The 25786-nt window shown below is 38.3% G+C and carries 33 protein-coding genes; 5 read left to right on the top strand and 28 right to left on the bottom strand.

What is annotated here, in order from left to right; all coding sequences use genetic code 11:
• Positions 1 to 18: 18 nt before the first annotated feature.
• Complete coding sequence (locus H9648_RS15400) at positions 19 to 714, bottom strand: GDSL-type esterase/lipase family protein (RefSeq protein ID WP_191754676.1); 696 nt, start codon at positions 712 to 714, stop codon at positions 19 to 21.
• Positions 715 to 726: 12 nt separating this feature from the next.
• Positions 727 to 1314 carry a TetR/AcrR family transcriptional regulator gene (locus H9648_RS15395; RefSeq protein ID WP_191754675.1) on the bottom strand — a complete coding sequence of 196 codons (588 nt, stop codon included), beginning with the start codon at positions 1312 to 1314 and terminating at the stop codon, positions 727 to 729.
• Between the two features lie 217 nt (positions 1315 to 1531).
• On the opposite strand from H9648_RS15395, the gene H9648_RS15390 reads away from it, so the two are divergent.
• Positions 1532 to 2353 (top strand): DUF3990 domain-containing protein, encoded by an 822-nt coding sequence (locus tag H9648_RS15390; protein ID WP_191754674.1) that lies wholly within the window; start codon positions 1532 to 1534, stop codon positions 2351 to 2353.
• Here the strand turns inward: H9648_RS15390 and H9648_RS15385 are convergent.
• The 11 genes from H9648_RS15385 to arsC form a co-directional block, all read right to left on the bottom strand.
• On the bottom strand, positions 2340 to 3068 hold the full coding sequence (locus H9648_RS15385; protein WP_191754673.1) for a zeta toxin family protein: 729 nt from the start codon (positions 3066 to 3068) through the stop codon (positions 2340 to 2342). The genes H9648_RS15390 and H9648_RS15385 overlap by 14 nt on opposite strands.
• Positions 3069 to 3198: 130 nt before the next feature.
• Complete coding sequence (locus H9648_RS15380) at positions 3199 to 3810, bottom strand: DedA family protein (RefSeq protein ID WP_191754672.1); 612 nt, start codon at positions 3808 to 3810, stop codon at positions 3199 to 3201.
• 82 nt (positions 3811 to 3892) lie between these two features.
• Positions 3893 to 5203 (bottom strand): hemolysin family protein, encoded by a 1311-nt coding sequence (locus H9648_RS15375; protein ID WP_191754671.1) that lies wholly within the window; start codon positions 5201 to 5203, stop codon positions 3893 to 3895.
• Between the two features lie 99 nt (positions 5204 to 5302).
• On the bottom strand, positions 5303 to 5704 hold the full coding sequence (locus H9648_RS15370) for a MerR family transcriptional regulator (RefSeq protein WP_318243547.1): 402 nt from the start codon (positions 5702 to 5704) through the stop codon (positions 5303 to 5305).
• A gap of 395 nt (positions 5705 to 6099) precedes the next feature.
• Entirely contained in the window at positions 6100 to 6246 is a 147-nt protein-coding gene (locus H9648_RS15365) for a hypothetical protein (protein WP_191754670.1), read from the bottom strand.
• A gap of 34 nt (positions 6247 to 6280) precedes the next feature.
• Positions 6281 to 7147 carry a permease gene (locus H9648_RS15360; RefSeq protein WP_191754669.1) on the bottom strand — a complete coding sequence of 289 codons (867 nt, stop codon included), beginning with the start codon at positions 7145 to 7147 and terminating at the stop codon, positions 6281 to 6283.
• A gap of 284 nt (positions 7148 to 7431) precedes the next feature.
• Positions 7432 to 7767, bottom strand: a complete 336-nt coding sequence (locus tag H9648_RS15355) for an ArsR/SmtB family transcription factor (protein WP_191754668.1) — start codon at positions 7765 to 7767, stop codon at positions 7432 to 7434.
• Between the two features lie 93 nt (positions 7768 to 7860).
• Positions 7861 to 8361, bottom strand: coding sequence for a GNAT family N-acetyltransferase (locus H9648_RS15350; protein WP_191754667.1), 501 nt, complete (start codon positions 8359 to 8361; stop codon positions 7861 to 7863).
• 142 nt (positions 8362 to 8503) lie between these two features.
• Positions 8504 to 9913 (bottom strand): SpoVR family protein, encoded by a 1410-nt coding sequence (locus tag H9648_RS15345; protein ID WP_191754666.1) that lies wholly within the window; start codon positions 9911 to 9913, stop codon positions 8504 to 8506.
• Positions 9914 to 10062: 149 nt separating this feature from the next.
• The gene (locus H9648_RS15340) at positions 10063 to 11283 is read right to left on the bottom strand and encodes a TolB family protein (protein WP_191754665.1); all 1221 of its coding nucleotides are present in this window, start codon (positions 11281 to 11283) and stop codon (positions 10063 to 10065) included.
• A gap of 89 nt (positions 11284 to 11372) precedes the next feature.
• Entirely contained in the window at positions 11373 to 11774 is a 402-nt protein-coding gene (gene arsC / locus H9648_RS15335; protein WP_144703067.1) for an arsenate reductase (thioredoxin), read from the bottom strand.
• Between the two features lie 139 nt (positions 11775 to 11913).
• Between arsC and H9648_RS15330 the strand changes: the two genes are divergently transcribed.
• Genes H9648_RS15330 through H9648_RS15320 form a run of 3 tightly spaced genes read left to right on the top strand, consistent with a single transcriptional unit; the run spans position 11914 to position 14049 of the window.
• Complete coding sequence (locus H9648_RS15330; protein ID WP_191754664.1) at positions 11914 to 12234, top strand: ArsR/SmtB family transcription factor; 321 nt, start codon at positions 11914 to 11916, stop codon at positions 12232 to 12234.
• Positions 12235 to 12273: 39 nt separating this feature from the next.
• On the top strand, positions 12274 to 13566 hold the full coding sequence (locus H9648_RS15325; protein WP_404825761.1) for an arsenic transporter: 1293 nt from the start codon (positions 12274 to 12276) through the stop codon (positions 13564 to 13566).
• A gap of 18 nt (positions 13567 to 13584) precedes the next feature.
• A complete protein-coding gene (locus H9648_RS15320; protein WP_191754662.1) occupies positions 13585 to 14049 on the top strand; it encodes an ArsI/CadI family heavy metal resistance metalloenzyme in 465 nt (154 codons plus the stop codon).
• 50 nt (positions 14050 to 14099) lie between these two features.
• Here H9648_RS15320 and H9648_RS15315 read toward each other — a convergent pair whose 3' ends face one another.
• Positions 14100 to 14300, bottom strand: coding sequence for a DUF2642 domain-containing protein (locus H9648_RS15315; protein WP_318243542.1), 201 nt, complete (start codon positions 14298 to 14300; stop codon positions 14100 to 14102).
• 157 nt (positions 14301 to 14457) lie between these two features.
• On the opposite strand from H9648_RS15315, the gene H9648_RS15310 reads away from it, so the two are divergent.
• Entirely contained in the window at positions 14458 to 15045 is a 588-nt protein-coding gene (locus tag H9648_RS15310) for a YitT family protein (protein ID WP_191754660.1), read from the top strand.
• 73 nt (positions 15046 to 15118) lie between these two features.
• On the opposite strand, the gene H9648_RS15305 is transcribed toward H9648_RS15310, so the two are convergent.
• From H9648_RS15305 to H9648_RS15240, 14 genes are all read right to left on the bottom strand, one after another.
• The gene (locus tag H9648_RS15305; protein ID WP_191754659.1) at positions 15119 to 15505 is read right to left on the bottom strand and encodes a DUF302 domain-containing protein; all 387 of its coding nucleotides are present in this window, start codon (positions 15503 to 15505) and stop codon (positions 15119 to 15121) included.
• A gap of 15 nt (positions 15506 to 15520) precedes the next feature.
• Complete coding sequence (locus H9648_RS15300; protein ID WP_191754658.1) at positions 15521 to 16567, bottom strand: sensor histidine kinase; 1047 nt, start codon at positions 16565 to 16567, stop codon at positions 15521 to 15523.
• Entirely contained in the window at positions 16554 to 17243 is a 690-nt protein-coding gene (locus H9648_RS15295) for a response regulator transcription factor (RefSeq protein WP_191754657.1), read from the bottom strand. The genes H9648_RS15300 and H9648_RS15295 overlap by 14 nt, the downstream gene beginning before the upstream one ends.
• 14 nt (positions 17244 to 17257) lie before the next feature.
• The gene (locus H9648_RS15290) at positions 17258 to 17869 is read right to left on the bottom strand and encodes a TlpA disulfide reductase family protein (protein WP_225218926.1); all 612 of its coding nucleotides are present in this window, start codon (positions 17867 to 17869) and stop codon (positions 17258 to 17260) included.
• 15 nt (positions 17870 to 17884) lie between these two features.
• The gene (locus tag H9648_RS15285) at positions 17885 to 18598 is read right to left on the bottom strand and encodes a cytochrome c biogenesis CcdA family protein (RefSeq protein WP_191754656.1); all 714 of its coding nucleotides are present in this window, start codon (positions 18596 to 18598) and stop codon (positions 17885 to 17887) included.
• Positions 18586 to 19254: a hypothetical protein gene (locus tag H9648_RS15280; RefSeq protein WP_191754655.1), complete on the bottom strand. Its 669-nt coding sequence runs from the start codon at positions 19252 to 19254 to the stop codon at positions 18586 to 18588. Before H9648_RS15280 ends, H9648_RS15285 begins: the two co-directional genes overlap by 13 nt.
• 96 nt (positions 19255 to 19350) lie before the next feature.
• Positions 19351 to 20130 (bottom strand): sulfite exporter TauE/SafE family protein, encoded by a 780-nt coding sequence (locus H9648_RS15275; protein WP_191754654.1) that lies wholly within the window; start codon positions 20128 to 20130, stop codon positions 19351 to 19353.
• Positions 20131 to 20158: 28 nt separating this feature from the next.
• Entirely contained in the window at positions 20159 to 20641 is a 483-nt protein-coding gene (locus H9648_RS15270; protein WP_137790616.1) for a DsrE/DsrF/DrsH-like family protein, read from the bottom strand.
• Between the two features lie 61 nt (positions 20642 to 20702).
• On the bottom strand, positions 20703 to 20930 hold the full coding sequence (locus H9648_RS15265) for a sulfurtransferase TusA family protein (protein WP_153236556.1): 228 nt from the start codon (positions 20928 to 20930) through the stop codon (positions 20703 to 20705).
• Positions 20931 to 20960: 30 nt separating this feature from the next.
• Entirely contained in the window at positions 20961 to 22085 is a 1125-nt protein-coding gene (locus H9648_RS15260) for an MBL fold metallo-hydrolase (RefSeq protein WP_191754653.1), read from the bottom strand.
• 41 nt (positions 22086 to 22126) lie between these two features.
• Positions 22127 to 22693: a sulfurtransferase TusA family protein gene (locus H9648_RS15255; protein WP_191754652.1), complete on the bottom strand. Its 567-nt coding sequence runs from the start codon at positions 22691 to 22693 to the stop codon at positions 22127 to 22129.
• 14 nt (positions 22694 to 22707) lie between these two features.
• On the bottom strand, positions 22708 to 23016 hold the full coding sequence (locus H9648_RS15250; protein ID WP_191754651.1) for a rhodanese-like domain-containing protein: 309 nt from the start codon (positions 23014 to 23016) through the stop codon (positions 22708 to 22710).
• A 440-nt stretch (positions 23017 to 23456) separates the two neighbouring features.
• Positions 23457 to 23720, bottom strand: a complete 264-nt coding sequence (locus H9648_RS15245; RefSeq protein ID WP_144703088.1) for a metal-sensitive transcriptional regulator — start codon at positions 23718 to 23720, stop codon at positions 23457 to 23459.
• A 112-nt stretch (positions 23721 to 23832) separates the two neighbouring features.
• Entirely contained in the window at positions 23833 to 25581 is a 1749-nt protein-coding gene (locus H9648_RS15240) for a phospho-sugar mutase (RefSeq protein ID WP_191754650.1), read from the bottom strand.
• Positions 25582 to 25786 lie beyond the last annotated feature (205 nt).

Here is a 25786-nt window from a genome sequence, read left to right as displayed (position 1 = left end):
ATTCTCTTTAATCCATGTTTACTGTATGGCATTTTTATTGGTAGATTGATGTTGATCAATCATTTTGGCATATTCTTCTGCAACAATCTGAGCCCCTATACTATTTAAATGAATACCATCTAGTGTCAGGTGCAATCCACGTTTCTTTGACAACTTATCAATCCTTGAAGGTTTTTTATAAAAAAGGACATCTTTCATAACTCTTAATACTTTTGTGCTGATGTAATCGGAACTATTTACTGTAGAAAGGTGTTGTTCAAAAACGGAATGTAGATTTAGTGTAGTCGCATTTCCATATTTGTTCGTGATGGATGTGATGAGGGTATTTAATTGTTTGATTTCTTTGTTTGGAACATTATTCAAGTTCTCGCCGACTATTGCTGGGGTGACAGTGATTACACTTTTTGAGGAAGATGAAACGCATTCTAATATTTTTTGATAGTAATCTCTAAACTCTTCATGGTCTTTTGCAACAGGCTGTGCTTGCATACTGAGTAGTTTTGAATAAACGTCATTAACTCCAATCCAAAGGAAAACAAGATCAAAGTTTTCCAATTTCGTTTTAGCTAGGCGGCTATGCAAACTTTTTACAGACTCTCCCGGTTTTCCAAGGTTCACAAACGTCATGTGGGGATACTGTTCTTGTAAAAGGTGAAAAAAAGAAACACCAGGTCGTCCTTCTGTCAGACTGTCACCGATCAATCCGATTCTCATAACATTTCCTCCTTAATTTTGAATGGACTCTAAAAACATGCTAACAGCTTTTTTAAAAAGTGGCTCTAAGCTACGAGTATCTTGAGTGTTGGTAAGTTGACATAGTCCACCAAGCCATGTGCCGATCAATACCGTCCATTCTTCCACATTGCCTTTCTTAAATTCTCCTTCTTCTATCCCCTGAACAAGAATTGCACGATATGCACCCATTGGAATGACGGCTAATTCATATAACTGCTTGAGTGATTCTGTACTTGATTCAGGATTAGAAGCAAGCTCTTGTCCCCCTTTTAATAACGGAGTTTGGTAATTATAAAGAACATGCATGGCCATTCCGTAAAGTTTCTCAGATGCACTAGAATATTCATTTTCTTTGTTCATCCACTTGATAAACCACTCCTTCATCGTTTGTTGAGCCAATAACACAAACAGCTTTTCTTTATTCTCAAAATGATAATAGATGTGTCCTTTACTGTAACCAGAAGCTTTAGAGATATCAGATACTGATGTTTGTGAGTAACCTTTTTGTGAAAAGAGTAACCATGCTTTTTCCATGATTTCTTGTTTTGCTGTTTCACTGTTGTATCTTCTTTTATTCAATGATCTATTTCCTTTCTTGAATTGAACGACCGTTCTAATTATATTATACATTTTCTTACAGAAATTAGAATGCATTCAAGAAGTTATTCACTATATTGTAAAATTTAACAAAACACCCCGTCAGGAGTGTTTTAAACAGTTGTTTAATAATCAAACATTCTACAAGTAACCTTCTATTTCTCTTTTACATATTACATGTATAAGGAGGAGATTACTTTTGCTTTCATATGATGGATATCGTACGGTTTATCATGGTACTACATTATTTGCCGCTAAGCTCATCCAACAAAACGGTATCTGGATAGAAGCACAAAGATTGAGAACTGATTTTGGTCAAGGCTTTTACGTAACCTTCAGCAGATCACAGGCAAAATCATGGTCTTATTTTAGAGCGAAGAACAAGCAACTTTCTCCCCGTATACTAGACCTATTAAATCTCTCTGAGTCAGACTATTTAAACCACCCTGATACGAGAATCCCAGCTTATTTGGTCTTTTCATTAGATTTACACACCTTGCACAGATTACAAGGTATGATTTTTCCTTTACCACACGATGAGAAGTGGTCATTCAATAAGGATGCTTGGAAGGAATTTGTAAAAAATTCTCGTAAAGGAATCAAACATGACTATGACTTTGTATACGGTCCTGTTTGGAGTGGACACTTTAACAGCACAGGTGAAATAAAAGCATCTCCATTTAAAGAACAACTTTCGTTTCATAATGAGAAGGCTCTCCATTGTTTATCAAGTCCTATGATTATCAAACTTCCACCAAAAAAGTGGATTTCTAGTCCGGAACATACAAATCACGATCAAGATGTGTTCCTATCTGATATCGCCAAAAACCTTATGAAAATAAGTACAATGAAAGAAAAACAAGCACTTCAGTTCATTCACAAGTATTTGATGGCTCACTCATTCTCAAACATTCATACCCATGAAACAGCACTCTACTGGGCATTCGCTATCTTCTATCAATCCAAAAGGATATGGATTGATGAATACGAACGCTGTCTCGATTCCATCATTCAACTTTAATAGAGCTCTTTCTCAGAAATTCTTTATATCTAGTTTCATCTATAAAATGGTTAGAGATAAAGAGCTTTAATCCATATTGATTATCATATCCCTCAAAAAAGGACACCTCATCTTTTATCGCTAAAAAGGTTTTCGGAATATACCGATGTGTACGATTGATAACATATCGAGGTATAGACCTTCCTGTTTTCCTAGCCCTGATCGCTTCTCTCTCGATTGCGACATGAACAGGCACATCGACAATATAAACGTTCACTTCATATCTTCTATTTAGTAATCTGTTCACAAGGGAAACATATTTACCTGTTTTGGCCATCGTCCCCTCTAACAGGAACGACCTTTCTGATTCAATCATTCGGTTTACTAATTTTTCTGAGATATCCACTGACTCTTTATGCACAAGTGTGGCCGCTGAGCTAGGAAATGTTTTTTGAAATGCTTGATATTCAGGGATAAGCTTCTTAATTTCGTCCGGATCTATTGTGATCAACTTTCTCTTTTTCTTTTTTAAATTTTGTTTAACGATTGTTTGACACAAAGATGTTTTGCCTGAAGCACTTCCTCCCCCAACTAAGATGGCAACAGGAGGTTGAAAGCTATCCATTTTTGATTGTTTAATAAGTGTAGCCATAATTTTTTGATGCAGCGCTTCCCGTTCTTTCGTATACATATTATTCTCATTTGTAAAGGTCACTTTCGTTTCCTTTATTCGCAAACCTATTCCCCTTGAAGAATTCGATATCATTGAAAACAGCCTACTCCACATCATTTTCACCTCCAAAAAAAGAATCCCCTATCACTAGGAGATTCTTCAAAACGTCCAATTATGTTTTTTAAGAGTAAAGTTAGCTATTTCGTCTGCGCTTTCGTACATAAAGAATGACAACAGATACAAAGAGTAACGCCAAAACAGCATAGATGATTTTGGAGTAAACATCCATATATCCTACAATTACTTCCCATGACGCTCCAAAATACGCACCCAAATTAACGAGAGCAATGTTCCAGATCAGTGTTCCGAATGTTGTAAGAACAAGGAATAAACCGAAATTCATATTGGACATACCCGCTGGAATGGAGATTAGGCTTCGGATCAACGGAATGAAACGGCAAAAGAATACCGTCCATGGGCCATATTTATCAAACCATGCATCTGCCTTATGAATATCCTTTTTCGTTAATCGAAGGATATGCCCCCACCTATCAATAATCTTTTCCATTCGTTCAACATCAAGCTGCAATCCTACACCATAAAGAATCACCGCTCCCAGAACAGAACCCACTGTTGCCGCTAAAATGACTCCTACTATATTTAAATCTGAAGAGTTCGTCATGAACCCTCCGAAGGTTAGGATGATTTCTGATGGAATCGGAGGAAATACATTTTCTAATGCGATTAACAGTAGAATCCCCCAATATCCAAATTCGTTCATAATATTGATTAACCAATTCTCCATAACTAACTCCTTTGTCTCTGTACCTAGAGCATCCACTGCTATTTATAAAAAAGACGTGCAAAGCTTGCACGTCTCTTTTTGATTAAGCTAAAGACTCTTGGTCCTTCACTTTCATTACCTCAAGCGATTTAACATGATACCCATCAATTTCTAAGATCTTGAAACGATAGTTCTCTACTGAAACTTCATCGCCCATGTTGACCTCCATCTTTTCAGATAGAATCCACCCACCGATCGTATCAACATCTTCATCATTAATATTGAGGCCAAAAAGGTCGTTTACTTCTGAGATCAATACTTTCCCGTCAAGGATTGTTCTATTTTCATCAACCTTCTTAATATCTGGAACTTCATCATCGTCAAATTCATCTCGAATTTCGCCTACGATTTCTTCAAGGATATCTTCAACGGTTACAAGTCCCGATGTGCCACCATATTCATCGATCAAGATCGCCATATGAACACGTTCTTTCTGCATTTTTAACAATAGATCGTGAATAGGCATCGTTTCAAAAACCTGTATAACAGGTCTTACATACTCTTCGAGTGAAGCATCTGGATTCTTTCCGTTAACGAAGTCTGTTAATACTTGCTTCATGTTTACCATACCAACAACACTGTCTTTATCTCCATCTACGATTGGATATCGAGTATAGTTCTCTTCTGTTACAACAGCAATACTTTCTTTTACTGTTTCAGATTTATCTAGTGTTACCATATCAACGCGAGGTACCATGATTTCTTTGGCGGTACGGTCGTCGAATTGGAAGATATTATTCACATATTTAAACTCTGACTGGTTGATCTCACCACTTTTATAGCTCTCTGAAAGGATGAGCCTCAACTCTTCCTCCGAGTGAGCAAGTTCATGTTCAGATGCAGGCTTCAAACCAAACCATCCTGTAAAAATTCGCGCAGATCCGTTCAATGTTTTAATAAACGGATACATGATCTTATAAAAGAACATGATTGGTTTTGCGATCCTTAACGTAACAGCTTCCGCCTTTTGAATAGCGAGAGTTTTTGGTGCCAGCTCTCCAATAACTACGTGTAAGAACGTAATTAAAGCAAAGGCGATAATAAACGATAAGATACTTGAAACAGACTCAGACAGCTCAAACTCTACAAAAAGAGGATGCAGCAAGTGCTCTACCGTCGGCTCTCCTAGCCACCCTAATCCTAATGCTGTAATGGTTATACCAAGCTGACAGGCTGAAAGGTATTCGTCGAGGTTTCCGACAACCTTTCTAGCAGCTACCGCTTTAATATTTCCTTCTGCAACGAGTTGATCCAGTCTTGTTGTACGAATCTTTACAATCGCGAATTCGGTAGCTACAAAAAAAGCAGTCAACGCGATTAAAATAGCTACCATAATTAAGTTAATAATCTCCAAATGTTCTCCTTATGGTTACATCAACCACAAGGAATACACCTCCCAGGTTTGTATAAATAGTTTCGATCGTTAACACGAAAAATATCTCTCAACTATTATTTACCCGAAAAGTAAAAGTAATGAATGCGCTAAAGTCATACCTTGAGGAGAAACTTTATTTAAGAGCAGCTCTCTTTGTTTATCGTTTAAGCTCTCCATGATCGGCTTGATCTCTTTGATTTCTGCCTCAAGATGTTTCATGATCTCTGCGATCTGGTCCACGTACTTCTCGACCTGTTCATTTTCAGTACTTTTCAATTTGACTAGTTCAATCACAGACTTGATTTCATGCAAGGGCATGTTCAGCTTCTTATAATGCTCGATCAACCCTAAGACATGAATCGTCTCTTCGTCATATAATCGATAATTCGAATCCGTTCGAAGAGGCTGGAGTAAACCAATCTGGGAATAATAGTCGATGGTTCTTTTAGATACATTTGTTACCTCTGCTAGTTCACCAATACGATACGCCTTCCCAATATCCTCACCTCTTCCTCTTAATAATTACATACAATGTACAATAGACAAAACCATACAGTCAACTGGACAGTTTTACATGTCACGAAACGTTCAAAAAGAAAGGCTGTTTTCGTAAACTATGTTGCTTATGGAAGTTGATTTCCGTTCCAGATTGCTCGCTTTCCGCGGGACAGGCGGTGAGCCACATTCGTACGTTTCACTCTTAAGTGTCTCACCTGTCAAAATGCAATGGCGAGGTCAGGATTCAAATGGTTTAGAATGGAGATTGATTGTTAGGCCTGAACGAGCTACTTCAACTTGTATGTTCTTATTCATAAAAAAACATCCCTAAAATAGGAATGTTTTTTAGCAGTATATGTGGATTGATTTTTGTTAATTTATCCGCAACATTTGTTTCGATCTTTACTATTCTCCGTTTCACAACATACTGTTTCTTCTCTATCACTTACTTCAACAATTTGAACGCTGCAGCAGTTAGCTTCTTTTTCATTTTTGTTTCCGAAGAAAATTTTTATGAAACTCATTAATCTCACCTCCTTTCAAGCTTTGTGAAAGATCTTAAACAAGATAGAAAATAAAACCAGAGATTGTTGACATAGTAATTACAGATAGGACAAACATAATGACGAGTTCTTTCTTGAAAATGGACTTTAAGAGAACAACCTCTGGAAGGCTCGCACCAGCTGATGAGATCATGAGTGCCATCACAGGGCCAAGCGCCATTCCTTTTGCGATCAGAACCTGTGAGATCGGAATCATGCTCGATAGCCTGATGTATAAAGGGATCCCTACAACAGCCGCAATTGGGACGATCCACCAGTTATCGCTGCCAAACGTACTTGCAATCCAATTTGTTGGTACCAATCCATGAATTACAGCTCCTATAGCTGCTCCGAGTATAAGATAAGGATAAACACTCCTCATCAAATTCATTGTTTCGCGAAGAGCCACTTTAATATCAAACTTTTTCGTTTCTGCTTGATACCCTGACATCACGACGTTCTTTACTGATTTCTCAAATCCAAAAGCTTCAAGTGCAAAACCGGTGATGACAGAAAATACCGCTGTGATGACGATGTAGATCATCGTTACTTTCCATCCTAATACCACTCCCATGATAGTGATGATCGTCGGATCAAGTAAGGGTGAGGAAAAAAGAAATATCATCACTATGGAAAAAGGCATTTTCTTTTTTAACATGTTCACAACAACTGGTATGGTAGAGCAAGAACAAAAAGGTGTTACAAAAGCAAAGAGTAATGCGAATAGTGCACCTATTCCTTTGTTCTTGCCTCCTAAATACTGCTCAACTTTTTCATAAGGGATATAAGCTTGTAGTAAATTGATAACAAACGAGATTACTACGAACAAAATCGTCAGTTCTAGGGCTATACTAAAAAAACTTTGAAAGGTATCCATCCACATACTTTCTCTCTCCTTTTTTATCAAGCGCAGCAAACTTGATTTGATAGTGTTGTTTTCCTCTTTACAAAGGGAGATCTAATAAAAGTGTTTGATTTTATTTGTTTTGGTCTGCCATTTTCTTTCGCAAACTGTTCCACTTCTCTTTTCTTCAATTCAAGCATCTTTTCAAGATAATAAATGTTCATAAAAGTCATCCTCTCTTTATATCAAAAATAATTGATATACACATCAAAAAAAAATGATGTTTTATGTAAAAATGAAGTACTACAAGCGCAGTACGTCATTTAACAACATGAAGGTAAAAACACACAGCATAATTGATCTGATAATATTCCTTTTAGCTCACTTACATTCAAAGAATAATAGTTCCAGGTACCTTGTTTTTCCTTTTTAATTAAGTCCGCTTCTAAAAGAATTTTCAGATGATATGATAACTTAGATTGCGGCATGTCAATAATCGGCGTGAGATCACAAACACATACACTTTCTTTAACTGCTAGGATATTGATAATTTGCAATCGTTGCTGATCAGCCAGCGCTTTAAACTTTTGTTCATATTTTTCTAAATCTTGATTTGATGCAGTAGTTATGTTGTTTAGTAGAGGTATTTCTTTTTTCATTCGTATCCATCCTAACATCAAAATTATTTGATTTAATCTTATTATATCCTTAATTTACTATTTAGCAACTATTAAATCAAAAAAAATTGTTTTTTATATTCCAACGTCTTTACTTCTACGTTCTAGCAAGATGACGTCACGCCACACTCCGTTCATCTCACCAATCTTTTCTCTTGTACCCACTTCTTTAAATTCCCATTTTTTATGTAGAGCTATACTCGACTGGTTTTCAGGAAAAATCCCTGCTTGTAATGTCCAAATGCCATTTTTCTCACTATCTTCAATGAGGATTTTCATAAGAGAGCTTCCAAACCCCTTTCCTTGGTAATCAGAATCTACATAAACGCTTACTTCAGCAACTCCAGCATATACACACCTGCTTGACACAGCACTTAAGGCAGCCCACCCTGATACTCGATCGCTAGAACGAACAACGAAACGACAACATGATAAATGACTGTTATTCCATTCATTCCATGAAGGAGCTTCCTGCTGAAAGGTAGCATTACCTGTAGCGATGCCTTTTAAATAGATGTTTCTTACATGTGTCCAATCATTGGTATGCATATTATCTATAAAGTAAGAACTGCACATACTATTTCAACTTCCTTTCAAACTATTTGTATTAAAAATAGCAAAAAACAAACTTGTTTGCTGAGTTTATATTTTCTTGTACAGAAAAAAAGCACACTTTTTTAAGTGTACTTTCCTCGTTAACATTAAACACTTGTTTAATCTATAGATACTTCCGGTGCACCGTCTTCCCATCATACGTAAACAAAACAGGCTTCTGTTCAATTCTCGTCTCCATATGAACAGGACGGCCCCATAAATAATGAAGATGCGGCAATACTTTTTCGAGATATTTCACATCCAGCTCCATATCTTCAAAGCTATGATTGAGGTAGAGCTCTCCGTTCTTCATATAATCGGCGTCGTTGACCGTGATATATGGAAATCCTCCGTTTACCCTCATCCCTACAAGCTGATCACGTACTTCTTCCCACTGCTTATCAACCACCTTGTACTCCTTGCCTTGTTTTTGAAACAGATACATGTCTTCCCGCTGAGCGAGATCTTTCGTTAAATAATTGCGGATAAAAGACATATCTGACTCCAGTTCGCGGACTTCGAACATTTTCTCACGTCCTGAACCAGGTTTTACTCCTTGTCTGAGTAGTTCTTCGCTTGGGCTGTTGTAGCGTTCTTCGATGTCTTTGAAAATCTGCAAGCCCAGATAATATGGATTAATTGATGTCTTGGACGGTTGAACGACACCAGCGTTCAGTTTTGCGAATTCTATTGTCTCATGAGAGGTCAAATCCATCTCTTGCAGAATTTTTGCGTGCCAATAGCTAGCCCAGCCTTCGTTCATGATTTTCGTTTCCAGCTGTGGCCAGAAATAGAGCATTTCTTCTCGCATCATTGATAAAATATCGCGCTGCCATTCTTCGAGCTCGCGGCTATATTGTTCAATAAATAACAAAATGTCCTTTTCGGGCTGCGGTGGAAACGATTTTTTCTTTTTCAGCACTGGTTTTGGACCTTTTTTGTCGTCTAACTTCCATAAATCATCGTAAGGCGTTTCCTTCTTAGGCGTAAGATCTTCTTCGTCTTCAAATACGTAATTTAATTTATTTCGCACAAGTGATGGATCGATGTGTTCTTGTATGGCAAGAACAGCATCTAAGAACTGTTCGACCTCTTTTTTACCGTATAGATGTTCATATTGACCTACTCGTTCAGCTGTTGCCGTCATGCATTCAACCATGTCTCTTCTCGTATTTGAAAAGCGAACATTGTTTTTGAAGAAATCACAATGTGCAAGAACATGGGCAATGATTAATTTATTCTGGATCAACGAATTCGTATCAAGTAAGAACGCGTAACACGGATCCGAGTTAATAACGAGCTCATAGATTTTACTCAATCCTAGATCATACTGAAGCTTCATTTTGTGGAACTGTTTCCCGAAACTCCAATGTGAGAAACGGGTTGGCATTCCGTACGCACCAAATGTATAAATAATATCGGCAGGACATATCTCATACCGCATTGGGTAAAAATCAAGGCCAAAGTGGTCAGCAATCTCGGTAATTTCAGTTATTGCTTTTTCTAGCTCCTTATTTTGCAAGTCCCAGTTCATATTTTCCCCCTCCTGCTATTTCCTTACTTTTAACTGTATGAAACAAAACAGGCATTCATGAGAAAACAAGTGAAATATTGGACGGGTTTCATAAACTTCTTTTATTCAAAGTAAAAAGGTGAATCCATTTTAACGGATCCACCTTGTTTTCACCTTGCATCATAAATATCTAACATGCAGGACCATCCAGAACAATCTTGTGGAGTTCGGAGATTATTAATCCATAATGTTTCAGGAGCTTCTAAACCTTCTTTTACCATTACTTTTGCACTTTGGCCATTCGTACGAATCCAAGTTAATCCTTCACCGGGTAATGTTTTGGGATAAACATCAGCTTCCCCACGAGCTGGATTCGTTAATCTCTTTGCACTTCCGTCTTTTATTTTCACACTAACCAAGAAAGGCTTTGCCCTTTTTTCCTGGGGTACCCCATAGCCCCACTCTATCTGACGGCTCACGATGATTTTTTCATCATTCAACCAAGTAAAATCGCCGTCCGCATAACCGGTATAACTTAGATTTATTTCTTTACCGCTCTTAGGATTCCATACCGTCAATCGTTTATTTTCAGATGTCAGCCTTCCGATCCCTTTTATGTAGCCGAGCTGTTTCGTATTCGGCGACCAGTGGAACCAGTTCGGCTGATCCAACATATTTCCAATGATACGAGTTCTGGAGCCGTCTAAAGAAACAACCATTAAAGTGTTGCTGTTTGCTGACATGGATGCTGTTGGACATGCAATGAACGCAAACCACTGATCATCCATCCCCCACTTGAATTCGGTTGTACCTATAGCAAAGAACGTATCACTCATCTTAGGCAGCGTAGTAATGTTCTGTACTTTATTCAAATCTCCGTTTGCATTTTCAGGAACGTAAAAAAGTCGAACTGGACTCCAGCCATCAGGCTCTAGATTAGCAGAAGAGGAAACAACAAACCCTCTCCCGTCAGGTGTCCAACTGAAGTTGCCTGTGCCTAGGATGACATTTTGAAAGGATGAAGCAGGTCTTGTTAAGTCGATCACATTGAGCACACCACCACTTTTCCATGCAAGCTTGGATTCTGTAGGAGACCATCTCGTCAAACTCACATCGCCATCGAATACTTTTCTTTTTAAGCGCGTTACACGGTTATAAACCCAAAGCTCTTTTCCGTTATGCGCTATATAACTGATGTAGGTTCCGTTGCTTGAGAACTTTGGATGAGTAAGATGAAAACCTTCAACAAGTTTTCTTTCTAATTCACCTTCTTTAAGCCATAGATCGTCATTTCTTATAAATGCTGCTCTTCTATCAGAAGCTTCTGCAAAGTTTGTGTGGCTTATTACTATACTAATTAAGATCAATCCAAAAATAAAAAGACGTTTCACATGATCACCTCATTAGTAACATGAGCGAAATGAAGAAAATCATACTAAAAAAGCTCAGGAACTATGAAGTTCCTGAGCTTGGTATAACTTTATTCTCCTGTTTCAGCAAAGCGCTTGATGCGTGCTGCGATCTCGTCACGAACGCGTTGGAATTCACTCCACTCTTTTCCTGCTGGATCATCGAATCCCCAATGTTCACGTGTTTTGTGAGGTGGTGTTGCTGGACATACATCGTTTGCATGACCACATAACGTTACGACTAAGTCTGCTTTTTCTAGAATGTCTTTGTCGATCACATCTGATGTCTGATTCGTAATGTCAATATCCACTTCTTTCATCGCTTTGATCGCGTTTGGATTCACACCATGTGCTTCGATGCCAGCTGAGTATACGTCATATTTATCACCAAGGTAGTGGTGTCCAAATCCTTCTGCCATCTGAGAACGACAAGAATTACCTGTGCAAAGGAAATAGATGATTGGTTTAGCCATTATTGTAAAACCTCCTGTAGTAAAGAACTTCTTTCGGAACCATCATAATATAAGTATATCCTTATATCAATATTTATTTATATATTCTTTGACATTTTATATAAACATATGGTTATATACTAATGAGGTGAAGTCAATTATGGAACTTGATCAGTTAACGGAATGTTATAAAGCAATGGCAGATAAAACACGATTGAATATATTAGCTTTACTCCGTCATGAAGAATTATGTGTATGTGAGTTAGTTGATATCTTAAAAATGACACAGCCTAGTATTTCACAGCATCTAAGAAAATTAAAGCAAGCTAAACTCGTGAAAGAACGACGTAACAGTCAATGGATCTTCTACTCCATTGATGGGGAAATCTATCCATTCATTAAAGCAAGTTTAGATTCACTGCCTGATATGTCAGCTAAGATTGAAGAGTTAAAAGCTTCAGGTGGAAAAGTTTGTTGCTAACTTAGAATTACATAAATTGGGGGGATTTTTATGAACAGCATGGCGTTAATGGCCTTCGCTGTATTTTTAGTGACGATTATTTTTGTTATCTCGCAGCCACGCGGACTTTCCATCGGTTGGTCTGCTACCGCTGGAGCCATCATCGCACTTCTTCTTGGCGTGGTTTCACTCGCTGATGTGTGGACGGTTACCGGGATTGTTTGGAATGCTACATTAGCGTTTGTTGCAATCATCCTCATATCGATTATTTTAGATGAGATCGGTTTCTTCGAATGGTCCGCCTTACATATGGCGCGACTTGCTGGTGGTAACGGTAAAAAAATGTTTGCCTATGTTATCCTGCTTGGAGCTGCAGTTTCCGCATTTTTTGCGAATGATGGCGCAGCATTAATTCTGACTCCTATCGTACTTGCTCAAGTTCGGGCATTGAAATTAAAAGAAGCCATGATATTACCGTTTATTATGGCAAGTGGATTTATTGCAGATACTACATCATTACCGCTTGTCGTCTCAAACTTAGTAAATATCGTGTCTGCAGATTTCTTTAACATCGGATTCGTTGAATACGCAAGCCGCATGATCGTGCCGAACTTCTTTTCACTGTTCGCTAGTATGCTTGTTTTGTTCCTTTTTTTCAGAAAAGATATACCGAAGAACTATGATCTCTCTCAGCTCAAGCAACCGAAAGAAGCTATTCGAGATGAGAAGATGTTCAAGCTTTCATGGATCATACTAGCTGTTCTATTAATCGGGTACTTAACGAGTGAATTCATTGGTGTGCCTGTCTCATTCATTGCAGGAGCTGCAGCTCTTTTCTTTATCATCGTTGCTCGTAATAGTCCTGCTATTCAAACAAAAAAAGTAATCAAAGATGCACCATGGACTGTTGTTGTTTTTTCAATAGGAATGTATGTAGTCGTTTACGGTCTTCGTAATGCAGGACTTACAGATATGCTCGGCAGCTGGATTCAAGTGATCGCTGATCAAGGGTTGTTCGCTGCTACAATCGGAATGGGTTTCTTGGCAGCTATATTATCCTCTGTTATGAACAACATGCCAACGGTTATGATCGATGCACTAGCTATACAGGGCACGGAAACATCAGGAGTTATTCGTGAAGCATTGATCTACGCGAATGTCATTGGTTCTGACTTAGGACCAAAGATCACTCCGATCGGTTCACTTGCCACTCTATTATGGCTGCACGTTTTATCGAAAAAAGGTGTAAAGATCACATGGGGCTATTATTTCAAAGTCGGAATCATTTTGACTGTCCCAACACTTTTCATAACGCTTACCGGCCTTTACTTATGGTTGTTGTTACTATCTTAAAAAGAAGGAGAGATCATAATGATTCAACGCATGCATGTCGCAGTCAATTGTTCAGACTTAGAAAAATCTCTAGAGTTCTATACAAGCTTTTTCGGCACGGAACCGACAAAAGTAAAAGGTAACTACGCGAAATTTGAGCTTGATCAACCCGCTCTTCACTTTTCATTGAATGAACGTCCCTTTTCAAAAGACGGAGTCCTAAATCATCTCGGTTTCCAGGTTAATAACACGGAAGATGTTCTAGCTATGGGAGAAAGACTTAGAAAATCAGGATTGCTGTTAATCGACGAGATGGATACAACTTGCTGTTACGCCGTTCAAGATAAAGTGTGGGTATATGATCCCGACGGCAACGCTTGGGAGATTTTCTATACGAAGGAAGACTCTGAATTCGAATCCGCCGGTGATGCACGAGATCTATCTTTATGCTGTGCACCCCCTCAGCAACCTCAACCGATCACACTAGGTTTCACAAAAAAATAAACAAAAAATCCCTCTGCACAATTTTAGGTGCGAGGGATTTTTTTTTATGATCAAATGGTAGATATCGCAACAATCTCTTCAATACGAATAATGATTTGATCCCAATAGTTATGGCTATCGCTCATGACACATAGCGTAATATAATCTCTTTCAACTGCTCTAAGTCTGCCTTCGTAAGAATGATTTGTTGTATCCACCACAACCTGCCTCTCCAAAAGACACTTTGCTTCTCTTCTGAAGTTCTTCAACACCAATCACCTTCCCTATTTTGCACTGCAAGCAAGGGGCTTTCTATACTATTACATGCACAAAATAGAAAAGAGACACGGACAAACACCCTGTGCAGATGACTATTCTTGTACAACCAAGCATATTATGTAGAAATAATCTTAGACAGGAATGAATGCCATGTTTGAACGGACGATAGCGATTTTCTTAGGAAGCGTGTTACTTGGCATAGGCATTAATGGTTTCATCGTTCCCTTTCATCTTCTCGACGGAGGAATGATCGGCATTAGTCTTCTCGTAAAATATGTGTGGGGTTATAAAATCGGTCTTACAATCATTATCCTGAGCATTCCTATCTATTTAATAGCTTGGAAACTAGAGCGTCTATATTTCATAAACAGCATTCATGGCTTACTCGTATCGTCATTGATTATTGATTTGTTATCTCCTCTAAGAGGTGTGTTTTCAGTTTCTGTTATGGAAGGTTCTGTGATCGGAGGGCTGTTCATCGGAACAGGGATCGGTTGGATGCTGCGTCATGAAACGAGTACAGGTGGGACAGACCTGATCGCTCTTTTCCTTTCCAGATGGTTTTCCATTAATGTTGGGATGGTTATCTTCTTGATCGATGCTGCAGTAATCATCGCTGGCCTGTATGTAATGGGAGAAGGTATTCTCTTCTACTCGCTCGTAACGATCCTTTCCGTTGGGTTCGCAACAATGACGATGACACTGATCCGGTCGATCAATTTCTATAGAAGCATATAAGTTAATTTTCCTTGCAAACCCTTTCTTCTACAAACCTACCAAACAAAAAAGAAGCCCTTCATCAGGCTTCTTTTTATGAGACCGTTCTATCCATACAAGAGATTAAACGCTGCTCTATTTCTTGCGCTTTTTGTTCAAGTGTTTCGTCGTTTAGCAGCTTAACAAATTCAGTGGGCTTTGGCATGCCGATCTTCGTTTTGTTTTCATCTGTGTAGAGAACCATCTTACAAGGCAGAAAGTATCCCATCAATTTGTTTTGTGACAGTACCTCTTTTGCCTCCTTAGGATTACAAACTTCAAATATTAGGAAATCATCTGTAAAGTCTAATCCTTTTTCCTGAAGCTTTTCTTTAACATCAAACTGCCATAATACACCGAACTTGTCTTCTTGTAACTGTCTCTCTAATTTTAGTGCAGCTTCATTCATTGACATTACAGTTTCAACAGTATAGTGGAACATAAGCATACCTTCTTTCTAAGATAGTGGGAGTTCAATCCAAAAGCAATGATCGTATCCATCAGTATCTAGCCCGATTCTTCCATTTAGCATCAAGATGATTTCATGTGCAATCGATAAGCCCAATCCAGATCCTCTCGTCTTCAACGTTCTTGATGAATCTGAACGATAGAACCTGTGGAACACCCTCTCGGAATAATCAGGATCAATGTACCGCCCGTTGTTAAGCATGTTGATACGGTATATGTTTCCTATTTGCTCACCAGTTATCATTACCCTGCCACCTACATCATAAAAACATACATTTTCCAACAGGATGGACATTACTTGTTTTAGGGCATCTTCGCTTGCATAGATATTCCCTTCAATAATGTTTGATTCAACGGCAATGCTTTTTTCTTTGAATGTAAATTCGAAGCTATCAATCGTTTCTCTTATTATACTTTTTACAGGTACCGTTCCAAATGTTTGGTGAAAGTTTGTCCAACCATCTAACTGATTAATCTGTTCTGCCATACGAGTCATCCGTCTTGTTTCTTCTAGTAATAATCCATAAAGAGCAGGCGTCGGTTGAATGATTCCGGCTTGAAACCCCTCTAAATAGCCCGTTAAATTTGTAAGAGGCGTCCTTAATTCATGAGAGATATCTTTTAACATCTCATCTCTTTTTTTATCATTATTTTTTAGTGCTTGAGCCATATTATTGAATGCCTCTGACAACTTGCCTAACTCGTCATTGCTTGCGACTTTTAGAGGTTTTGGATATCTTCCTTTCTTGATTAAAGCAGCATACTCAGTTAGTTGCTTTAAAGGCTGTATCAAACGTTTTAATAAAAACAGATGCAAAAGGAAAACGAGAAAAAAAGCAATAACGCTGATCTGTAAAAAGCAAACGTGTAATTCACGATTTAATTCGAGTCCATTCATTCCATAATCATTCACAAGCAAACAAGCGTAATCTGTTATAGTAGATCCTGACCAGAAAACTACTATGCAAAGAGCCAATGCGTTTACAAGTGCGAGTTTAAAGAATAGACTCATTTGATCGGATTTATAACGCCTCAAATTTGTACCCCATTCCTCTTACTGTCCGTATAAAAGTTTTGCCTGACTTTTTTCGTAATTTCTCTCGTAAATTTGCGATATGAACATCAATCGTCCGATCAACAACAACTTTCTCCTGTAATGGATAAAGTTCATCCAAAAGCTGTTCTCGTGTTAAAACTTGGTTTGAGTGACGCATAAACATAGATAAAAGGAGAAATTCGTTTGGTGTTAAAGAAAGCTTGCTTCCGTCATAACTAGCCTCGCGTTTAAAGGGTTTTAGAGTAAGACCGTTATAGGAAATCTTGTTACATCGATGCGCCGTTCTTCTCAAGACAGCTTCAACTCTCGCAACAAGTTCTGCGGGGCTGAATGGCTTGGTCACATAATCGTCTGCCCCCGCTTTAAGTCCGCTAATCCGATCAGCTTCAGCTGTTTTAGCTGTGACCATAATAATAGGAATTTCACTTTTCTGTTCTTTCCTAATCCATTGGGTTAATTCTTCTCCACTTACAGAAGGCAGCATTAAATCAACGACTAAAAAGCAAGGATCCACTTTTAGAAATGTGTCCATTGCTTCCTTCCCATCACTCGCCTCATAAGTTTCATAACCAGAGTTTTCAAGGTAAACCTTTATGAGGTTGCGGATATTGTGATCATCCTCTACAATCATGATTGATTTCCCTTTTAATTCCATATCGAAAACACCCTCTATTTTAAACGTGTAACCATATCAGATAAAAATTCCTCGTTCATGGGGCCGACAATTCTTTTCTGGATCACGCCTTTTGTATCTATCATATAGGTTGTTGGAATGGAGAACCCCTCAAACGTTACACCGATATCTCCTGATTCATCAAGTGGAATAGGAAATGTTAATCCATAATCATCCACAAATGTTTTGATTTTTGATTGGTCTCTTTCCATCGTTGTTAAATTTACAGCTAATATTTCAACGTTCTCCTCGTCCTTGTTCTTTTCATAGTACGTTTGCATGTGTGGCATTTCTGCCTTACATGGAGGGCACCAGCTTGCCCATAAGTTCAGCACAACTTTTTTCCCTTTATAATCAGAGAGCTTGACCTCTTTCCCATCAAGCGTATTTAGAGTAAGTTCAGGAGCCAGATCTCCTTCTTTTACACCTGTTTCACCTGATGGAACGTTTGATTGCACCTCTTCATCAGTTGGTTCCGAAGTTTTGCTTTTTTGTTCTGTTTTCAATGCTTCTGCTTCTTTTTTATCTTCTTTTAATTGTAGATCATAAAATGTGTAACCGGCCAAAGCTAAAATAACGATAATAGCAAACATATTCTTCTTAAACATGTGTATTCTCCTCCCTTACGGTGCCCATGACCAGCTTGATAACCATGAACTAATTATCTGCATCTTTCCGGTAAATAACAGAGTTCCCATCCCTACTAAAATCGCACCATTGATTTTTGAAAGCTTAGGTAACAATCTGCTGATCGATTTAACCGTCTTAAATGAATATGTAAGTGTAAATGAAATGATCAAGAATGGAATACCCAGACCAATTGAGTAGACCCAGAGCATCAACATTCCAGAATATACGGTTTCCGTAGAGCCTGCCATCAATAGAATTGATGATAACGCCAATCCAACACATGGCGTCCATCCAGAACCAAATGCTAAGCCGATTAAGAAAGAGCTAAACCAATTCGCACTCCGCTTTGAAGCTGATTGAAAACTTTTTGTCTTCATTAAAAAGTTCAGTTGCAGCCAACCTAACATCTGCAATCCAAAAATGATAATCAGTAATCCGCTTACTCTTTCAACCGTTTCTCGATATTGAGTAAACAACTGTCCGATCCAACTTGCAGATGCTCCCATAAGAACAAAGATTACGCTGAACCCAAGAATGAAAAAAACCGAACGAATCATAACAGTCTGCTTATCAACTAGCACTTTTCCTCCATTAATCGTCCCACCCGTCAGATGTGCTGTATAAGCTGGAATCAACGGAAAAATACACGGAGAAAAAAATGATAGTACCCCGGCCGTTAAGGCAAAAATCACCGTTACATTCTCCATTTCATCACCTCCTGAAACCATTTTGAACCACGTTTATTAAGATTTGATAAAGACAAAAGATAAATCATGACACAAATAATAAAACCCATGATATATAGTGTAGAAGAATAACCATATAAAATTGCGACAATAACTGCTAAAAAACTATACATAGCACCCACAATCAACAAATTCCCTCTCGTGTATAGCTGCCACCCTAACGATGCAAGAAATAAAAACAAAAGCACTTCCGCTCCATTACTACTGAGACCTACCACATTTTTCCACATAAAATACAAGCCACTTCCCGTCATCCACATGAGAACGATTTGAGAGAAAAAAGGTGAGATAAGTTCAGGTTGTTTTAAAATCTTTCTAGTGCTATAGCCAACAAAAAATACACACGCTAAAAGAATCCCCTTTGTACCTCCCGAAAAATATAAAAGTGTAAACGGATGTTTAAAGGATTCTAAAGGTTGAAAAAGGATGGGACTAAATTTCCAAATCCATATAGAATGAAATATTCCAGAGAACAGCCATTCAAAAGCTGCTTTATCTTTTTCACTCTGCATTATATAGTTAATCATTCGTAGAACGAGTAACGCACTTCCTAAAGTTAAAAAGAAAGAAACCGTTCCTATAGAAACAGGCATACTGCCAACTTGAATCATCTCCATGACGCCATCACCTCTAAGTGCATTACACACTTCGAACATTAAGATTACATAAAGATATAGAAAAAAATCCGTCTAGCAAGCGACGGATTTACTTTTCTATCCTAAAATATCTAACCAGATCTTAATCGACGTAGCGATAATAAGTGCTGCTAAGATAAATTGAAGAATTTTTGTATTTACTTTTTTACCTAACAGCGCTCCAAGTGGAGACGCGATCAGGCTTGCAACTACCATGATTACCGCCGGCCATAGTAAAACTTGACCTGTCGTAATCTTACCAACAGTAGCACCGATTGATGAAATGAACGTAATGGCAAGTGATGTAGCAATCGTCATTCGCGTTGGTATCTTTAGGACGACTAACATGATCGGTACAAGAATAAATGCACCTGCTGCCCCAACTATCCCTGCTGCAATACCTACAATAAATGCTAGAACTGCAGCAAGCCATTTATTAAACTTAACTTGATCTAACGGAATGTCATCGATCCCTTTTTTAGGAATCAACATCATGATAGCAGCCAATGTAGCTAATACAGCATAAACAATATTAATTTGCCCTTCAGACATGGCTTCTGAACCAAATCCGCCAATGAAACTTCCTACTAGGATGGCACTACCCATATATATGATCAATGTCTTGTTCAGATAACCGCCTTTACGATAAGCCCAAACGCCACCTATCGTTGCAAAGAATACTTGAACCGCACTGATCCCTGATACCTCATGAGCAGAATATGCTGTGAAGCCGAGCATCGCTGGAATATAGAGAAGCATTGGATACTTGATGATGGAGCCGCCGATACCTACCATTCCGGATATAAAAGAACCTATAAAGCCTATTAGAAAGATTGTAATTATGAATCCTAATTCCATGACTTCACCTCCCTAAAACTAATGTTTCTTAAATAAATAAGTTGATCTTAGACTCATCTGCATCAGCTAGGTATGAAGCAACACCAGCATAATCAAGTCCATCGATAAGCTCCTCTTTCGTAATACCCATGACATCCATTGACATTGTACAAGCCACCATCTTAACATCTAAGTCTTGAGCCATTTCAATTAATTCTTTCAGCGTTACGATGTTTTTCTTCTTCATCGTATATTTCATCATCTTCGCGCCTAAACCACCGTAGTTCATTTTAGAAATACCTAATTTTTCGGGTCCTTGTGGCATCATTTTTGCAAACATCTTATCCATGAATGTTTTCTTCACATTCACGTATTCTTCTTTTCTTAAGATGTTTAATCCCCAGAATGTGAAAAACATCGTTACTTGTTTCCCCATTGCTGCTGCTCCTGTAGCGATAATAAAACTTGCCATCGCTTTATCAAGGTCACCACTAAATACGACCATTGTTGATTTATCTTGTGTTTGTTCCATTATTGAACGCTCCTTCTGAACCAGATACCCATATAGGTATCTGGTTTCTCAAATTTTTTTATTACCCTTTTTGAATATAAAACTTAAATACGCCGTCTTCTTCTTTATGCTCTAAAAGTTCATGACCTGAAGATTTAGACCATGCAGATAGGTCATTAACTGCTCCCTTATCTGTTGCTAAAACTTCTAAAATGTCTCCACTTGCAAGTGTATCCATCGCTTTCTTTGTTTTCACGATTGGCATTGGGCAAGATAATCCTTTTGTGTCTAAAGTTTGAGTTACGTTCATTTGTAAAACCTCCAGAAATTTTTTTATTTTTTATTCAGTGATTGCACAACGGTTTGGACCAATTTCCATCTCACGCTGTTCATCGTTTGTAGGGTCGATTTTCCCCATGTTCGTTTGACGAATTTCTTGATAGGCGTTTGGCTGAGGCGGCAAGTTTTCCGTTACAGCTCTTCGAAACTCATTTTCATTCTTAATCTTTAATCCATCGTTCTTTTCAAAAAGTTCTCCAAGTGGAGCTGAAACCGCACCTTTTTCATCTAGCTCACTGATCTTTCCAAAGTGAGCAGGTAACACAACTAGCTCTTTAGAAAGGTTGTTGTATTTGTTATATAGTGAATCACGCAAATCACTAACCCAGTCCTCTGCTTTACCGGCAAGATCTGGACGTCCGATTGAATCAACAAACAGAATATCTCCAGAAAGCAAGAATTGTCCATCAACAATCATAGAAGTACTTCCAATCGTATGGCCCGGAGTATACAATGGTTGAATCTCAATCTTCGTGTTTCCGATCGTAATATCGTTTCCTTCTTCTAATGCTGAGAATGAGAATGTTACTTCTTCAGCATCTTTTGGTGGTAACCAGTAAGTTGCACCAGTCTTTTCTGCAAGTTTGCGTCCCCCTGAAATATGGTCAGCATGAAGATGTGTATCGATCATGTGCTTGATTTCAAGGTTGTTTTCCTTTGCAAAATCTTCATACGCTTCAATCGTACGAGCAGAGTCAATAATAGTCGCTTCTCCATTTGATTCTACAAGGTAAGAAAGACATCCCTTGCCGATACGGTTGAATTGATAGATCGAACCTCCATCTTTCAAATCCCCAAGCTTTACTGGCATTAAGTACTCACTCCAAGACTTCATACCCCCTTCGAGATAATAAACGTCTTTAATGCCTGCTTCATCCAACATCTCTGCTACCATGACAGAAGATCCTTCTTTTGCACAGACAACGAGAACTTCTTCTTTCGGAAGATGTTCTAAAACATCTTCTACACCATCAATCAGATCAAAATAAGGGCGGTTAATGGATTTGATTCCTTTCCCTTCAATTCTCCAATCTTTATAATCCCCTTCATTACGAACATCCAGAATAAACATGCTTCCTTCAACAACTCGTTTTGCCACTTCTTTAGCTGATAATGCTTTTATCATTTCGAAAATACCTCCCTAGGTATATTTAAAATTAAAATTTTTTATTCTGTTGGCCCATTCCATTCAACCATACCAGGTAATACGTTCTTAACACGTTGGAACCCATTCTCAGCAAGCATTTGTGCTGCCATATCACTTCTTGATCCTGTACGGCAAATAACATGGATCTCTTTATTTTTATCAAGTGTGTCTAATTTGCTTTCGAGTTCTCCCAAAGGAATCGATACTGCCCCAGGTATACGTTTGAACTCATACTCTGCGGGCTCTCTAACATCTAGAAGAAGCATATCTTCTTTATTTTCAGCCAAGACTTTTTCTAATTCATCGTTCTGAATTGTATGCTCGAACTTTGCAGCTTCTTTAACTTCACCAGGATTTGATTTTCTTAAATAGTGCTTAAGAACATCCCCTTCTTCTTTTGTGCCTAAATATTGATTTCCGGTGTTTCTTGCCCAGCCTTGAATATCAGCCAATGAGCCTTTATCTGTCGCCTGAACTTCAATAACTTGACCTGCCTCGAGCTGATCCATCGCTTTCTTCGTACGAACGATCGGTAGTGGACATGATAATCCTTTGCAATCTAATACTTGATCAACTTTAATACTCATTTTGAAACCTCCACTTATTTAATAGTTGTTTTACCTTTCCAAGAAAGCATTCCGCCTGTCATGTTAATCACATTAATATTATGTGAAGCTAAAATCGCACACGCTTTTTCGCTCCTTTTTCCAGACCGGCAAACCATGACATACTCTTTATCACGATCGAGCTCATTAATTCGGTCAGAAATTTCTCCGAGTGGAATATGTTTAGCTGTCGGAATCATCCCTTGAGCGACTTCGTCATTCTCACGTACATCAATAATGTTTAGATTGTTTCCGTCGTTTAATGAACGCTCTACTTCATTTGGCTCAATTGTTCTAAGCAACACTTGAGGAATCTCCTTTCAAATTATATTTCATCACATTATACTTATACCCGTATAGGTATATTAAATGCTAAAAATTTTTTAACAAGCTCCTAAACTGCTTCTAACTGTTAAATGCTTCATAAAGAAAATCTCGTTCAAATCAATGACCGCCTCTTTCACAAATAGTTCGATGGCAGGATCCATTGAAACATCAATATTACTTACATTAATTATTATATCTTTATCACGTGGCCCATCCAGGGCGATTTCAACACGAGGTCCGCCTCAGCCAAAACCAGCCATAAAGATTCTTACTTGATAGGGTGCAGCAGATTTCTTTTGAATGTAACGTATAGCTTTTTCAGTAATAATCAAGTCTGTTCCCTCCAACTCCGTATACCCATAGGGGTATACTAATTGATAAAAGGAAATCTGTCAACAGTCTTAACTACTGACAGATATTAACGACTTTTTACGAGAAGCTGCACAGCCTCTTTTACAATATCGGAATTCATTTCTTCTCCGTTTGCCATTTGTTCGCGTAAACACTGTTCAAGGTTGGTGCCTACGATTAATCCAATCGAACGGTCAATCGCTGTTCGTGATGCGGATAATTGAGTGATAACAGATTTACAATCTTGTTCTTCTTCTAGCATACGCAATACCCCACGTATTTGCCCCTCAATTCTTTTTAAACGATTCTTCATTTCTTGTGTATATTCCATTTCAGCACCTCCTTCTAAAAATACCTATAGGGGTATATTACAACTGTTTGTTGTTTATGTCAACTCTTTAAAAAAATGGGCTGCAAGGTAAGTTCCTCGCAGCCTCATATTTTTATTGTGCCACTTTTTGCATTCTTTCATGAACCAGATCCATTACGGATTGTTTGAGGTTCACTAATGCTTCATCAGCATTCTTGTGTGAATCTGCTGTAACACCAAAATAAAACTTCACTTTCGGTTCTGTACCTGATGGTCTTACGCAGAACCAAGAACCATCTTCTAATTGATATTTAAGTACATTTGATTTTGGAAGATGGATGTCACTCTTTTCATCTTTAACTACATTGTAATAAACACTTGCTTTGTAGTCTTCAGAAACCATTAATTTTTGTCCGTTCACTTCAAGCGGCATTTCAGCTCTAAAGCCTGCTAATAAGTTTTCGATCTGTTCTGCTCCAGACTTACCTTTTAATGTTAGGGACTCGAGACCTTCCTTATAAAAACCGTGCTTTTTGTAAACATCATCTAAAGCATCAAACAGTGTCTTTCCTTGTTTCTTGTAATAAGCAGCCATTTCAGCACCCATTAAACAAGCCTGAACTGCGTCCTTGTCACGCACAAAATCTCCGATCAAAGAACCGTAGCTTTCTTCATAACCGAAAATGAAAGTATGCTTCCCGCTTTTTTCGTATTCCTTAATCTTTTCGCCGATGAACTTAAAACCTGTAAGGGTATCTTCACACGTTAGCCCATAAGACTCTGCGATTACTCGACCAAGCTCTGAAGTTACGATCGTTTTGAAGATGATCCCTTTTGAACATAAGCTGCCTTTCTCTTCACGTTGGGAAAGAATATATTCAATCATTAGTGCACCAGTCTGGTTACCTGTAAGAATTTCGTATTCACCTTTACTGTTCTTAGCTGCGATTCCTACTCGGTCCGCATCAGGATCAGTCGCCATTAATAGATCGGCATCAACTTCTTGTCCATAGTTGATCGCTAATTCAAATGCTGCATGTTCTTCCGGATTTGGGGACTTCACCGTTGAAAAATTAGCATCAGGCAGTTCTTGTTCTTTTACAACCGTAACATTCGTAAATCCTAGCTGTTGAAGTCCTTCTTTCACAGGAATATTCGCTGTTCCGTGAAGAGGAGTGAAAACGATGCTTAAGTCATGCATTTCTTTGATTACTTCGCGGTTTAAACTAATCTTTATTAGTTGATCCATGTAGGCTTTGTCGATTTCCTCACCAACAATCTGAATCAACCCTTCACTTTTAAGTTCCTCTTCAGATCTCACATTGATAGATAGTTCATCTTCAACGGCATTTACTTTTCCGATCACTTCATCAGCTTCTTTTGGCGGAAGCTGGCCGCCATCTGGACCATATACCTTGTATCCGTTGTATTCTGGTGGATTATGGCTTGCTGTAACAACGATTCCACTATAAGCTTTCAGGTATCTCACCGCAAAAGATAACTCAGGTGTAGGCCTTAAGCTTTCGAATACGTAAGCTTGAATACCCTGAGATGCTAATGTTTTCGCTGCTTCCATCGCGAATTCAGGTGATTGATGACGAGAATCGTACGCAATCGCAACACCGCGCTTTTTCGCCTTCTCACCTTGCTCTTCAATAAAGTGAGCCAAGCCTAAAGAAGCTTTCCGTACCGTGTACGTGTTCATTCTATTTGTACCAGGTCCTATTTCTCCACGCATACCACCTGTGCCAAATTCTAAATTTTTATAAAAGCAGTCTTCAAGTGCTGTCCTGTTTTCCTTGATTTCCTCTAATGCAGCCTTTAATGGTTGTTCGAGCTCTTCGTTCCCTACCCATTTCTCATATGTTGTCTCCCAGGACATAGTACTGCCTCCTTATGTTATATAGATGAATGTTAATTGTTTTTTGTTAGTTTCGATATGAATCGAGTTATTCCTGCCATATCTATTAAATACGGCCTTTATTATACCGCTTTCAGCACAAAAAATAAAATCATGCTAAAAAGCGCTCTCACACATTGACAAGGTTCGTTATATTTCCCGAGAAATAGAAAAAAAGCGGCAAGCT

Source organism: Fictibacillus norfolkensis (genome assembly GCF_014836645.1).
In the GTDB taxonomy this organism is placed as follows: domain Bacteria; phylum Bacillota; class Bacilli; order Bacillales; family Fictibacillaceae; genus Fictibacillus; species Fictibacillus norfolkensis.
Note: the sequence above shows the minus strand (reverse complement) of the source record. Positions and strands in the feature narration are given on the sequence as shown.

Coding starts and splice junctions, on each gene's coding strand:
- H9648_RS15290 (WP_225218926.1), bottom strand. CDS start 17,869: ATGTTTAAGAAGAATATGTTTGCTATTATCGTTATTTTAGCTTTGGCC.
- H9648_RS15275 (WP_191754654.1), bottom strand. CDS start 20,130: ATGGAATTAGGATTCATAATTACAATCTTTCTAATAGGCTTTATAGGT.
- H9648_RS15380 (WP_191754672.1), bottom strand. CDS start 3,810: ATGGAGAATTGGTTAATCAATATTATGAACGAATTTGGATATTGGGGG.
- H9648_RS15400 (WP_191754676.1), bottom strand. CDS start 714: ATGAGAATCGGATTGATCGGTGACAGTCTGACAGAAGGACGACCTGGT.
- H9648_RS15285 (WP_191754656.1), bottom strand. CDS start 18,598: ATGGAGAATGTAACGGTGATTTTTGCCTTAACGGCCGGGGTACTATCA.
- H9648_RS15245 (WP_144703088.1), bottom strand. CDS start 23,720: ATGGAATATACACAAGAAATGAAGAATCGTTTAAAAAGAATTGAGGGG.
- H9648_RS15270 (WP_137790616.1), bottom strand. CDS start 20,641: ATGGAACAAACACAAGATAAATCAACAATGGTCGTATTTAGTGGTGAC.
- H9648_RS15365 (WP_191754670.1), bottom strand. CDS start 6,246: ATGAGTTTCATAAAAATTTTCTTCGGAAACAAAAATGAAAAAGAAGCT.
- H9648_RS15240 (WP_191754650.1), bottom strand. CDS start 25,581: ATGTCCTGGGAGACAACATATGAGAAATGGGTAGGGAACGAAGAGCTC.
- H9648_RS15305 (WP_191754659.1), bottom strand. CDS start 15,505: ATGTTCCACTATACTGTTGAAACTGTAATGTCAATGAATGAAGCTGCA.
- H9648_RS15255 (WP_191754652.1), bottom strand. CDS start 22,693: ATGAGTATTAAAGTTGATCAAGTATTAGATTGCAAAGGATTATCATGT.
- H9648_RS15265 (WP_153236556.1), bottom strand. CDS start 20,930: ATGAACGTAACTCAAACTTTAGACACAAAAGGATTATCTTGCCCAATG.
- H9648_RS15310 (WP_191754660.1), top strand. CDS start 14,458: ATGTTTGAACGGACGATAGCGATTTTCTTAGGAAGCGTGTTACTTGGC.
- H9648_RS15345 (WP_191754666.1), bottom strand. CDS start 9,913: ATGAACTGGGACTTGCAAAATAAGGAGCTAGAAAAAGCAATAACTGAA.
- H9648_RS15295 (WP_191754657.1), bottom strand. CDS start 17,243: ATGGAATTAAAAGGGAAATCAATCATGATTGTAGAGGATGATCACAAT.
- H9648_RS15355 (WP_191754668.1), bottom strand. CDS start 7,767: ATGAAAAAAGAAATACCTCTACTAAACAACATAACTACTGCATCAAAT.
- H9648_RS15330 (WP_191754664.1), top strand. CDS start 11,914: ATGGAACTTGATCAGTTAACGGAATGTTATAAAGCAATGGCAGATAAA.
- H9648_RS15260 (WP_191754653.1), bottom strand. CDS start 22,085: ATGATAAAAGCATTATCAGCTAAAGAAGTGGCAAAACGAGTTGTTGAA.
- arsC (WP_144703067.1), bottom strand. CDS start 11,774: ATGGCTAAACCAATCATCTATTTCCTTTGCACAGGTAATTCTTGTCGT.
- H9648_RS15325 (WP_404825761.1), top strand. CDS start 12,274: ATGGCGTTAATGGCCTTCGCTGTATTTTTAGTGACGATTATTTTTGTT.
- H9648_RS15350 (WP_191754667.1), bottom strand. CDS start 8,361: ATGTGCAGTTCTTACTTTATAGATAATATGCATACCAATGATTGGACA.
- H9648_RS15280 (WP_191754655.1), bottom strand. CDS start 19,254: ATGGAGATGATTCAAGTTGGCAGTATGCCTGTTTCTATAGGAACGGTT.
- H9648_RS15320 (WP_191754662.1), top strand. CDS start 13,585: ATGATTCAACGCATGCATGTCGCAGTCAATTGTTCAGACTTAGAAAAA.
- H9648_RS15360 (WP_191754669.1), bottom strand. CDS start 7,147: ATGTGGATGGATACCTTTCAAAGTTTTTTTAGTATAGCCCTAGAACTG.